This window comes from Bacillus sp. M13(2017), assembly GCF_002218325.1.
Classification (GTDB): Bacteria; Bacillota; Bacilli; order Bacillales; family Bacillaceae_G; genus Bacillus_A; species Bacillus_A thuringiensis_K.
On the sequence record NZ_KZ268500.1, the window covers coordinates 645329 to 657775 of the forward strand.

Consider the following 12447-nt stretch of genomic DNA (forward strand, 5'->3'; position numbering starts at 1 on the left):
TAGAAAAGAGAATTTCTTGTTTTGTGTAAATGTTTTTTTATAATATTTGACATGTTGACAGATTATGAAATGAAAGTGAGTGATCCATGTGGATCTAACGCAAATTCAAAACCCTAGTTTTTTGAAAGATATGTCTATCAGTGAACTAGAGGGATTGAGTGAGGATATTCGTAAGTTTTTAATTGAAGAGCTCTCTCAAACAGGTGGACATATTGCACCTAATTTAGGTGTAGTAGAACTCACAATTGCTCTGCATAAATTATTTGATAGCCCGCAAGATAAATTTTTATGGGATGTAGGACATCAATCCTATGTACATAAAATTTTAACTGGACGCGCGAAAGAGTTTGGTACATTAAGGCAATATCAAGGTCTATGTGGTTTCCCGAAACGTTGCGAGAGTGAGCACGATGTATGGGAAACTGGTCATAGCTCGACTTCGTTATCGGCTGCAATGGGAATGGCTCTGGCACGTGATTTAAAGAAAACGAAAGAATATGTTATACCAATTATTGGAGATGGTGCTTTAACAGGCGGAATGGCTTTAGAGGCATTGAACCATATTGGACATGAAAAAACAGACATGATTGTTATTTTGAATGATAATGAAATGTCAATTGCACCAAACGTTGGTGCGCTTCATAATGTACTCGGTCGTTTACGTACTGCAGGAAAATATCACTGGGTAAAAGATGAATTAGAGTATATATTAAAGAAAATTCCAGCAGTTGGCGGGAAAGTGGCTGCGACAGCAGAGAAAATAAAAGATAGTCTTAAATATTTACTAGTATCTGGTGTCTTTTTCGAAGAGTTAGGCTTTACATATTTAGGTCCAGTCGATGGGCATGATTATGAAAAGTTATTCGAAACGTTGCAATATGCAAAGAAAACAAAAGGCCCAGTACTCGTTCACGTTATTACGAAAAAAGGAAAAGGTTATAAACCGGCTGAGAGTGACGTTATCGGTACTTGGCATGGAACAGGACCTTATAAAATTGAATCAGGTGACTTCGTTAAGCCGAAAGAAGTTGCACCAGCATGGAGTGCTGTCGTTAGTGAAACAGTACTTAAGCTAGCGAGAGCAGATGAGCGTATCGTAGCAATTACACCTGCAATGCCTGTTGGATCAAAACTTGAGAAATTCCAAAAAGAATTCCCAGATCGTATGATTGATGTAGGTATTGCAGAACAGCATGCTACAACAATGGCAGCAGGTATGGCAACGCAAGGAATGAAGCCATTCTTAGCAATTTATTCGACATTTTTACAAAGAGCATATGACCAAGTTGTTCATGATATATGCCGCCAAAATTTAAATGTTTTCATCGGAATAGATCGCTCGGGATTAGTAGGAGCAGATGGTGAAACGCATCAAGGCGTATTTGATATCTCATTCTTACGTCACTTGCCGAATATGGTGCTTATGATGCCGAAAGATGAAAATGAAGGGCAACATTTAGTTTATACGGCGATGCAATATGAAGATGGACCAATCGCATTGCGTTATGCGCGCGGTAATGGACTTGGCGTTCATATGGATGAAGAATTAAAGGCGATTCCAATCGGTACGTGGGAGAAGTTAAAAGAGGGTACACAAGCAGCTATTTTAACGTTTGGTACGACAATACCAATGGCAATGGAAGCAGCTGAGCGTCTTGAAAAAGCTGGGGTTTCAGTGAAAGTAGTGAATGCTCGCTTTATTAAACCAATGGATGAAGCATATTTACATGATCTTCTAGGAAAGAATATACCGATTTTAACGATTGAAGAAGCTTGTTTAATTGGTGGTTTTGGAACAGGAGTAGTTGAATTTGCATCTGAAAATGGTTACCATAGTGCATTAGTTGAACGAATGGGTATTCCAGACCGCTTCATAGAGCACGGAAGTGTAACAAAATTATTAGAAGAAATTGGTTTAACGACAGATGCTGTTGTAGACCGTATTCATACAATGATTCCATCAAAACAAAAAAGGGCGTAACAAATGAGCGTAAAAAAAGAAAGAGTAGATGTACTATTAGTAGAGCGAGGACTTATAGAAACGCGTGAGAAGGCAAAGCGCGCCATTATGGCCGGACTCGTATATGCAAATGAGATGAGACTTGATAAGCCAGGAGAGAAAATCTCGCAAGATACTGAGATTACGGTGAAAGGACAAGTTATGCCGTATGTAAGTCGTGGTGGTTATAAACTTGAAAAGGCATTAGAGACATTTCATCTTGATTTACAAGATAAAGTTATGATAGATATTGGTTCATCAACTGGTGGCTTTACAGATTGCGCGCTTCAAAATGGAGCGAAATTATCTTATGCATTAGATGTAGGATACAATCAACTAGCGTGGAAATTACGTCAAGATGAGCGTGTTGTTGTAATGGAACGAACAAACTTCCGTTACGTGACACCAGCAGATTTAGAACGTGGTTTACCGCAATTTGCAAGTATTGATGTTTCATTTATATCATTAAAGCTTATACTGCCAGTTTTAAAAACAATGCTTATGCCTAACGGAGATGTAGCAGCGTTAATTAAACCGCAGTTTGAAGCTGGAAGAGAGCAAGTTGGGAAAAAAGGTATCGTTCGTGATAGAAAAGTACATGAAGCTGTTGTAGAAATGATTGTCGATTTTGCTTTAAAAGAAGGCTATGATGTGGAAGGTTTAACATTCTCACCAATTACGGGTGGGGATGGTAATATTGAATTTTTAATTCATCTGAAATGGCATGGTGAACGTGAGAATGGCGAAAATCATTCTCCAATTTCTATAGAGCAAGTTGTTACAGAAGCGCATGACGTTCTAAAACAAAAAGGGAAAGGGGAATAACATACGTTGTTCCTCTTTTTGCTGTAATTGTATAATGATTGCAAAAACAATTGTGTACAAGAAACGAATTATAAGTTAACATAAATAAGTGAAGTATACCAATGTTTAAACTATGGTAAGAGATAGTGTGAGGTGCAAATGTATGAATAAAGGTCAGCGCCATATTAAAATCAGGGAAATTATTGCAAACAAAGAAATTGAAACACAAGATGAATTAGTTGATATTTTACGTAATGAGGGATTTAATGTAACGCAAGCAACAGTATCGCGCGATATTAAAGAATTGCACTTAGTGAAGGTGCCATTACATGATGGGCGCTATAAATATAGCTTGCCAGCAGATCAACGATTTAACCCGTTACAAAAATTAAAACGAAATCTAGTGGATTCATTTGTAAAATTAGACACGGCAGGACATATGCTTGTGCTAAAAACATTGCCTGGTAACGCTCATTCACTTGGAGCACTTATTGATCATTTAGAGTGGGATGAGATCATCGGAACCATCTGTGGTGATGATACTTGCTTAATTATTTGCCGTACACCTGAAGATACAGGTGTTGTCTCTGATCGTTTCTTAAATATGTTGTAACAAAAAATCTTGTTTGCTTTCCATCATAAAGTGGAAAGTGAACAAGATTTTTTTATTGTTTAAAAATATGAATTTTCAATTGTAATATAATATTTTGTGTGTATAAAGTTAAAAAATAGATGGATTGACCCGTAAAACAAATGTTTGGTACAATGAAGCGGGTTAGAAGAGTATATACATACAAATATATAGCATGATTATTTGAATGAAGAACTGAGAAAATCCTTTAGTAAGGGATTATTTTATAACGAGGTGAATGGGGCATTGTTATCGGAATTATCGATTAGAAACTTTGCTATTATTGAAGCATTAAATATTTCTTTTCAAAAAGGTTTAACGGTTTTAAGCGGTGAAACAGGGGCCGGAAAATCGATTATTATTGATGCAATTAGTTTACTTGTAGGTGGCCGTGGGTCAGCAGAATTTGTTCGATATGGAACAGAAAAGGCTGAGATTGAAGGGTTATTTTATGTTGAAGATGAGAAGCATCCATGTATTGAAAAGGCAGAAGAGTTAGATATAGAAATAGAAGATGGCATGATTATTTTAAAGCGTGATATTGCTGCGAACGGGAAGAGTGTATGTCGTGTAAATGGGAAGCTTGTTACACTTAGCATATTAAAAGAAATTGGGAAAACACTTGTTGATATTCATGGACAGCATGAAACGCAAGATTTAATGAATGAAGAACGACATCTGTTTATGCTTGATCATTTTGATGGGGATCGAATCGTTAAACAATTAGATATATATCAAAACGTATACGCTGACTATGAAAAATTAAAAAAACAATTGAAATCGTTAAGTGAAAATGAACAACAAATGGCACATCGCTTAGATTTAATTCAGTTTCAGCATGAAGAAATTCGCAAGGCGGATTTAAAGCTGGATGAAGAAAATGAATTAACTGAGGAACGATTACAAATTTCTAATTTTGAAAAGATTTATAAAGCGTTAGGTGATGCATATCGTTCGTTAAGTGCCGACGGACAAGGATTAGATAATGTAAGAAGTGCAATGGGGCAAATGGAAAGTATTACACATTTAGATGAAGTGTATCAAGAGAATCATGATTCAATTGCAAATAGTTATTACTTATTAGAAGAGGTTGCCTATCAACTGAGAGAAAAGCTCGATATGATGGAATATGATCCAAATCGTTTAGATGAAATCGAAACACGTTTGAATGAAATTCGTATGCTAAAGAGAAAATATGGAAATACTGTAGAAGAGATTTTAGCGTATGCTGATAAAATTGAAAAGGAAATTTTTACGATTGAAAATAAAGACGTTCATATTGAAACGACGAAGAAACAGTTGAAGGAATTAGAAAGTGTTATTCTGAAAGAAGCAACGTTGTTAAGTAATATGCGTCATGAGCTTGCAGAACATCTTACAAATGCAATTCATCAGGAATTAAAAGAATTATATATGGAGAAAACGAAATTTGAAGTGAGAATTATGAAGAGAGAAGGAAATGCAGAAGAGCCCCTTGTGGAAGGTGCACCGGTAAGACTTACGGCGGACGGTTACGATCATGTGGAATTTTATATTTCAACGAACCCAGGAGAGCCGCTAAAACCACTTTCAAAGGTTGCTTCTGGAGGAGAGTTATCTCGTATCATTTTAGCTTTAAAAAGCATTTTTTCTAAGCATCAAGGGGTTGCATCTGTTATTTTTGATGAAGTGGATACGGGTGTAAGTGGCCGGGTCGCACAGGCTATTGCAGAAAAAATTTATCGAGTATCAGTAAACTCGCAAGTACTTTGTATTACGCACTTACCTCAAGTAGCTTCAATGGCGGATTCGCATTTATTTATTCGAAAACAAGTAGCGAATGATCGGACAATTACTTCGGTTACTGTTTTAACTATGGAGGATAAAGTAACAGAAATAGCTCGAATGATTTCTGGTGTGGAAATTACAGATTTAACGACAGAGCATGCGAAAGAATTACTTACGCAAGCGCATCATTTTAAACAGACAGCAGAGGCTATCCAGTAATGGATAGCTTTTTTTCTCAAATGAAGATTTCTTAATTCTTCCGGTTATAAATAAAGCATTGCAAGGAGAGATTAAAAAGTGAAGCCAAGAGGCTGAATGTGGGGTAGGAGCGAGGAGAGTGAACAAGTTGAAATTAGAAAAATTTCGAAAAATAATAGGTCTTTGTCTCCTTGTTTCTTTAGTTTTTATTGGATGTTTTAAACCGCTTCGAACGTTTATTTCATCACCGAAACAACTTGTTGTTTTTGAAGGACAACAATCAGAAATATCATCATTACCAGTTTTCAAAGCTTCATCCACAAATCGTCATGTATTTACAGTGAGTTCGAATGAACAAAAACAAGGACTTATGGTAAATTCTCATCAAAATGGTGAAGCTGATATGGTATTTCAGCTTGCTGGTTTTCCAGTGAAAAAAGTAAATGTGAAAGTGTTAAAAGATTTTAAAGTGATTCCAGGTGGACAATCAATTGGTGTGAAATTAAATACAAAAGGTGTACTTGTTGTAGGCCATCATTTAATTCAAACTGAAAAAGGTAAAATATCTCCTGGTGAAACAGCAGGTGTACAAATCGGAGATATGATTACTGAAATTAATGGTAAAACAATTGAAAGAATGAGTGATGTAGCACCGTTTATTCATAATAGTGGAGAAACAGGTGAACCGCTTAATCTTGTATTGTTAAGAGATGGAAAATATATTCGTACGAAGCTAACTCCACAAAAAGACAACGGTGAATCGTCTTATCGAATTGGCTTGTATATCCGTGATTCGGCAGCTGGAATTGGAACGATGACATTTGTTCATCCAGATTCTATGAAATATGGGGCACTTGGTCATGTTATTTCTGATAATGATACGAAAAAGCCGATTCAAGTCGAAGATGGACAAATTATGCGCTCGACAGTTACATCGATTGAAAGAGGTAGTCATGGGAATCCAGGAGAGAAATTAGCAAGATTCTCACCAGACCGTGAAGTGATTGGCGATATTACAATTAATAGTCCATATGGTATTTTTGGAAAATTAAAGACGAATATGAAAAACGGTATAATGGATAAAGCAATGCCTATTGCATTATCTCATCAAGTAAAAGAAGGACCAGCAAAAATATTAACAGTTATTAATCAAGATAAAGTAGAGGCGTTTGATATTGAAGTTGTTAGTACAGTGCAGCAAAAATTCCCAGCTACAAAGGGTATGGTAATAAAAGTAACAGATAAACGTCTATTAGCGAAAACGGGCGGTATCGTACAAGGAATGAGTGGAAGTCCAATTGTACAAAATGGAAAAGTAATTGGTGCTGTTACACATGTATTTGTAAATGATCCAACATCAGGATATGGTGTTCATATTGAATGGATGTTACATCAAGCTGGAATTAATATTTATGATCAAGAGAAAAAAGCGAGCTAATATATATTATTAGCTCGCTTTTTCTGTTGAAAAATTCGTTGAAATTTTGTAAAAGCTCCGCAAGAGGTGTTTTTTGTTGTAAAATAAAAGGAAAGGGTTGAACGTTTCGTTGTATTTCTATGATGGAATGTGTTGCGAAAGGGAATAAATGAACGATAAACATATTTTTTTGTGATTTTATCGGAAAGTAAGAAACTTTAAAAGGGAATTTTCACACAATTGTCGAACAATTCATGTAGCCTAGAAGGATACACATGTCGGAGAATCGATTCGGTAAGGGAGGAAAAGCTGTGGAGAAAATTAAAGTATGTCTTGTGGATGATAATAAAGAACTAGTATCAATGTTAGAGAGCTATGTAGCCGCTCAAGATGATATGGAAGTAATCGGTACTGCTTATAATGGTCAAGAGTGTTTAAACTTATTAACAGATAAGCAACCTGATGTACTCGTTTTAGACATTATTATGCCACACTTAGACGGTTTAGCTGTATTGGAAAAAATGCGACATATTGAAAGGTTAAAACAGCCTAGCGTAATTATGTTGACGGCATTCGGGCAAGAAGATGTGACGAAAAAAGCTGTTGACTTAGGTGCCTCATATTTCATATTAAAACCATTTGATATGGAGAATTTAACAAGTCATATTCGTCAAGTGAGTGGTAAAGCAAACGCTATGATTAAACGTCCACTACCATCATTCCGATCAGCAACAACAGTAGATGGAAAACCGAAAAACTTAGATGCGAGTATTACGAGTATCATTCATGAAATTGGTGTACCCGCTCATATTAAAGGATATATGTATTTACGAGAAGCGATTTCCATGGTATACAACGATATCGAATTATTAGGATCGATTACGAAAGTATTGTATCCAGATATCGCAAAGAAATATAATACGACAGCGAGCCGTGTGGAGCGCGCAATTCGTCACGCAATTGAAGTAGCGTGGAGCCGTGGGAATATTGATTCTATATCGTCCTTATTTGGTTATACAGTATCCATGTCAAAAGCAAAACCTACGAACTCTGAGTTTATCGCAATGGTTGCGGATAAGTTGAGACTTGAACATAAAGCTAGCTGAGAGTAGAAGTACCAAAGGGTTTTCGTTTTAGTAAAACCGATGCATGCTGGAACTCTATGCTCAATAGTAATTTTAAAATCAATAAACTTTTTAATGAAAGACCAATGAATGTTATAATTCGTTGGTCTTTTTATTTTGTTGAGAAAAAGAGACTATTTGATATCATGGAAAATAAAACCTACTTTTAGTAATATTACATGTAAGTGAGTTTTTTATAAGGCAATTAAATAGATATAGATAGGGAGAAGGGGAATGAAAAATAAAATTTCAACTTGGCTAGGAATAGTAGCAGCTATGGGAGTTCTTGCTATTGCAGTTACATTTGGAATGTTAGAACTTGCCCATAATCCAGTAGATAAAGAAGAGAGTGCTCAAATAGATAAAAAAGAAGACCAAACAATAGTAGATAGATGGAGTCTTTGTTGATGTGTATGTTACTGAAAATTCTACTGAAAGAGAAGTCATTACAGCAATGCATCGCATGACTCATCAAAAAGTGGTGGCAGGACGAAAATCGGGCTCTATCCCAATTATTCAAAATAATGCTAAAAAATTAAAAGAAATTATAAATAAGGATAGCTTTGCGAAGAAAAATGAGCTATTAGCAATTGCTAATAGATGGGTACAAAAGGATTTTAGTAAAATTGTAGAAGATCACAGTTATTTGTCGGATGCTCAAGAAGATAGCATTTGTAAAGCAACTAGAGCAATGGATGCGTTAGAAGAGCAACATTATATTTTAACTACATTCGGGGAGGAAAAAGCGAAAGAATTGTACGAATCAGGGGATGCTCCGCACGTTCAATAAAAAATAATATAAAGGGCTTCTAGTTTTTTTATGATCGTGTTTTTAGGACGCAATGGGAACTTATAAATAAATGGTCTGCTTTCTTTATTACATGTAACAAAAAAGAAAAGGTGTGATTCATTATTAAATGATGAAGGGACGGCTAAATTGCATCGTAGCACATCTGTTAAAGGATTTTAGTAGGAAAGGCATCCATGATATAATAGAAAATAATAAAAAGTCCTGCAAAACAGGACTGTATTATTCTTCGTCTTTATTTTGTTTTTCTAATTCAACTAGCTTTTGAATTAAAATGTGCTGCGGCATATGCATGAGTTGTTCAAGTGGAACACCTAGTGCTTTTGATAAGCGGACTGCAGTGTCTGGAGAAATTTGTAATGGTTTCATAGAAGTACCTCCTTTTTCGTATAGTATAGCATAAGATTGGGGGAGTGAGGATGACTCTTATATTTGCACATCGTGGTGCGGCTGGAACGTACCCAGAAAATACAATGATTTCATTTGAAGCGGCTGAGTCTTTTAGAGCGGATGGAATTGAACTTGATGTTCAATTAACGAAAGATGGGAAAGTTGTCGTCATTCATGATGAAACGGTGGACCGGACAACAAATGGAAAAGGTGCGGTTCGGAATTATGTATATGAGGACTTATGTAAGTTAGATGCAAGTTATAAATTTGGTGATAAAGTAGGTTTTTGTAAAATACCACTTTTAGAAGAGGTATTAGAATGGCTTGAACAAACGAGTTTGCTACTTAATATTGAACTTAAAAATAATAAAATTCCATACAGAGGTTTAGAGGAAGAAGTTATAACGCTTGTACGGAAATTTAGTTTAGAGGATCGTGTTGTATTTTCTTCGTTTAATCACTACAGTATGAAACGGTGCCATATGATGGCTCCTGATATTCAAACAGCAATTTTATATCGCGAAGGTTTGCATAGTCCGTGGGCATACGCGAAAAAAATGGGGGCTACAGCAGTACATCCGAATTATCGTTACCTTCAAGATGCTATTGTCGAACTAACGATGGAAAGTGGTGTAGAGGTTCGCCCTTATACAATTAATGAAGAAACGCTTATGCGTAAATATTTTGATATGAATATATCGGCGATTATTACTGATTACCCTGAAACGGCAAGAACGTTATTGCCAATAAAAAAATGAGACCGCGTGTAACGGTCTCATTTTTTTATTTATAAATAGTGGGGCATTCCTATCTTCTAAAGCGAGCTTGTACTTTATTTCGTTTGCGATCTCGGTGCAAGACGAAGCCACCAAAGATATAAAAGCCGAGCGCGAAGCAGAGAGCGCCGATTAAAAATTGTAACCACAGTATAGAAATTGGTGGAAATAGAATCCCGAATACCGTATCTCTCATTAACTTTATACCAAATACAGCTAATGAAATAGGGATGAGTGCTAATAGTAGAGCAACGTAACGCTGCATACATAATACTCCTTTTCAGATTATTTCGTATATTTTAATGATGTTATACGGAAAGGGGTTTGTCAAGAGGGTGCTGAACGAGTAAGATAAGGGTGTGAAAAAATTTGCAGAGTTACTTCGAGAGGAAGTGTAATATATGAAACAAAAAGTATTAATTGTTGGTGCAGGTGAAGGCGGGAGCGCACTGCTGAATCTGTTACAAAGTTCGAATATATTTCAAATTATAGGGATTATTGATATAAATCCATTGGCAAAAGGATTACAAATTGCTAAGGAATACGGGATTGCAATTGGAGAAAGTGTAACTCCATTTCTTTCTATGCATATTGATGTAATATTTGATATGACAGGTGAAGATGATGTACATAAAGTTTTATTGGAAAAAAAGAAAAAAGACACTCTTCTTATACCAGGTGATATCGCAAAAATTGTTACAGGATTAGCGCATGAGAAGGAAGGGCTAATTGGGCAGTTAGAGGAACAAACGCAACAAGGAGAATTAATTTTAAATTCTACACATGACGGCATGATCGTAATTGATCGAGAGGGACAAGTTCGTCTTTTTAATAAAAGTGCAGAGCGTATTATCGGATATAAAAAAGAAGAGGCGATAGGAAAATATATTTTAGAAGTCATTCCAACTAGTAAATTACTTCGCATTATACGTACGAAACAAATAGAAGTAAATTATGAACTGACATTAGAGAATGGAAAGAAAATTATTACAACGCGTATTCCAATATTAAAAGAAGGCGGAGAGGTGCAAGGGGCATTTGCAATTTTTAAAGATATAACAGAAGTTGTAGATCTTGCGGAAGAAGTTACAGATTTAAAAGAAATTCAAACACTATTAGAGGCAATTATTAACTCATCTGAAGAAGCGATTTCAGTTGTGGATGAAAAAGGAAGAGGTTTAGTCATTAACCCGGCATATACGAAATTAACGGGTTTAACAGAAGAAGATATTATTGGGAAGCCTGCTACAACTGATATTGTAGAAGGCGAAAGTATGCATATGAAAGTACTTCGAACGCGTCGTGCGGTGCGCGGAATACATATGAAGATTGGGCAAAAAAAGCGAGATGTAATTGTAAACGTAGCACCAGTTATTGTGGATGGAATATTGAAAGGAAGCGTCGGCGTTATCCGTGACGTGTCGGAAATTCAAAAATTAACAAATGAATTGAATAGAGCAAGGCAAATTATTCGCACATTAGAAGCGAAATATTCATTTGATGATATTGTCGGAAATTCAGATGAAACAACTGCAGCTATCGAACAGGCGAAGCTAGGAGCGAATACACCAGCAACAGTACTGTTACGCGGGGAATCTGGGACTGGTAAAGAATTGTTTGCACATGCAATCCATAATGGAAGTAATCGAAAATACAATAAGTTCGTCCGTGTAAACTGTGCGGCCATTTCGGAGACGTTGTTAGAAAGTGAATTATTTGGTTATGAGGAAGGGGCGTTTTCTGGAGCGAAAAGAGGCGGGAAACGTGGGTTCTTTGAGGAAGCGAATAACGGTAGTATTTTTTTAGATGAAATAGGGGAGTTGTCTGCAAATACACAAGCGAAACTCCTTCGTGTATTGCAGGAAAAAGAAATTGTAAAAGTTGGTGGAACGAAAGCGATACCTATTAATGTTCGAGTAATTGCAGCGACACATGTGAATTTAGAAAAGGCTATTCTAGAAGGGAAGTTTAGGGAGGATTTATATTATCGATTAAATAAAATCCCAATTCAAATTCCATCTCTTCGTCAACGTAAAGGAGATATACCGACAATTGCGGACAGGTTGATTCAAAAAATTAATCAAGATTACGGTCGTAATGTAGAAGGGCTCACTGATTCAGCCGTTTTATATTTACAATCATACGAATGGCCAGGAAATGTGAGGGAACTTGAAAATATTTTGGGGAGAGCTATTATCTTTATGAATTATAACGAGACCTATATTGATGTACACCATTTACCGCCATTACATAACGAAGAGCAGGTGGAGTCAAAGCAATCTCATTTATTACCTGAATTAGAAGAAAAGCCACTTGAACATTTAGTGACAGAGTTTGAAGGGAATATTATTTATGAATATTTGGAGAGATTTGATGGGAATAAAACAAAAACTGCAAAAGCGTTAGGAATTTCCGTTCGAAATTTATATTACAAGCTAGAAAAGTATAACCATGCAAAAAATAGCACGCAATAAATTGCATACCGTGCAATTTATTGCATGGTATACAAAAAGCGACAAGATAAGACAGAATT

Annotated in this window: 10 protein-coding genes and 1 pseudogene; 9 read left to right on the plus strand and 2 right to left on the minus strand. The window is 36.0% G+C overall.

Annotated features, from left to right (window positions below):
- The first annotated feature begins 88 nt into the window (after window positions 1-88).
- The 7 genes and pseudogenes from dxs to CGQ22_RS03780 all read left to right on the plus strand — a co-directional run bounded on the left by dxs (window position 89) and on the right by CGQ22_RS03780 (window position 8730).
- Entirely contained in the window at window positions 89-1981 is a 1893-nt protein-coding gene (dxs, locus tag CGQ22_RS03745; protein WP_089148289.1) for a 1-deoxy-D-xylulose-5-phosphate synthase, read from the plus strand.
- 3 nt (window positions 1982-1984) lie between these two features.
- Window positions 1985-2824: a TlyA family RNA methyltransferase gene (locus CGQ22_RS03750; protein WP_000111872.1), complete on the plus strand. Its 840-nt coding sequence runs from the start codon at window positions 1985-1987 to the stop codon at window positions 2822-2824.
- Between the two features lie 142 nt (window positions 2825-2966).
- The gene (gene argR / locus CGQ22_RS03755; protein ID WP_001032581.1) at window positions 2967-3416 is read left to right on the plus strand and encodes an arginine repressor ArgR; all 450 of its coding nucleotides are present in this window, start codon (window positions 2967-2969) and stop codon (window positions 3414-3416) included.
- A gap of 264 nt (window positions 3417-3680) precedes the next feature.
- Window positions 3681-5420, plus strand: a complete 1740-nt coding sequence (gene recN, locus CGQ22_RS03760; RefSeq protein WP_000947761.1) for a DNA repair protein RecN — start codon at window positions 3681-3683, stop codon at window positions 5418-5420.
- Window positions 5421-5538: 118 nt separating this feature from the next.
- On the plus strand, window positions 5539-6837 hold the full coding sequence (spoIVB, locus tag CGQ22_RS03765) for a SpoIVB peptidase (protein WP_002164177.1): 1299 nt from the start codon (window positions 5539-5541) through the stop codon (window positions 6835-6837).
- A gap of 290 nt (window positions 6838-7127) precedes the next feature.
- Window positions 7128-7922: a sporulation transcription factor Spo0A gene (gene spo0A, locus CGQ22_RS03775; protein WP_011110369.1), complete on the plus strand. Its 795-nt coding sequence runs from the start codon at window positions 7128-7130 to the stop codon at window positions 7920-7922.
- A 252-nt stretch (window positions 7923-8174) separates the two neighbouring features.
- Window positions 8175-8730: pseudogene (locus tag CGQ22_RS03780) on the plus strand (PRK06770 family protein).
- A 240-nt stretch (window positions 8731-8970) separates the two neighbouring features.
- On the opposite strand, the gene CGQ22_RS03785 reads toward CGQ22_RS03780, so the two are convergent.
- Window positions 8971-9117: a YycC family protein gene (locus tag CGQ22_RS03785; protein WP_000803575.1), complete on the minus strand. Its 147-nt coding sequence runs from the start codon at window positions 9115-9117 to the stop codon at window positions 8971-8973.
- 50 nt (window positions 9118-9167) lie between these two features.
- Between CGQ22_RS03785 and CGQ22_RS03790 the strand changes: the two genes are divergently transcribed.
- Window positions 9168-9896 carry a glycerophosphodiester phosphodiesterase gene (locus CGQ22_RS03790; protein ID WP_000172585.1) on the plus strand — a complete coding sequence of 243 codons (729 nt, stop codon included), beginning with the start codon at window positions 9168-9170 and terminating at the stop codon, window positions 9894-9896.
- A gap of 49 nt (window positions 9897-9945) precedes the next feature.
- Here the strand turns inward: CGQ22_RS03790 and CGQ22_RS03795 are convergent, their stop codons facing one another.
- Window positions 9946-10179 (minus strand): DUF2627 domain-containing protein, encoded by a 234-nt coding sequence (locus tag CGQ22_RS03795; protein WP_001190210.1) that lies wholly within the window; start codon window positions 10177-10179, stop codon window positions 9946-9948.
- 136 nt (window positions 10180-10315) lie between these two features.
- On the opposite strand from CGQ22_RS03795, the gene CGQ22_RS03800 reads away from it, so the two are divergent.
- Window positions 10316-12388: a sigma-54 interaction domain-containing protein gene (locus CGQ22_RS03800; protein WP_089148290.1), complete on the plus strand. Its 2073-nt coding sequence runs from the start codon at window positions 10316-10318 to the stop codon at window positions 12386-12388.
- Window positions 12389-12447: the final 59 nt, after the last annotated feature.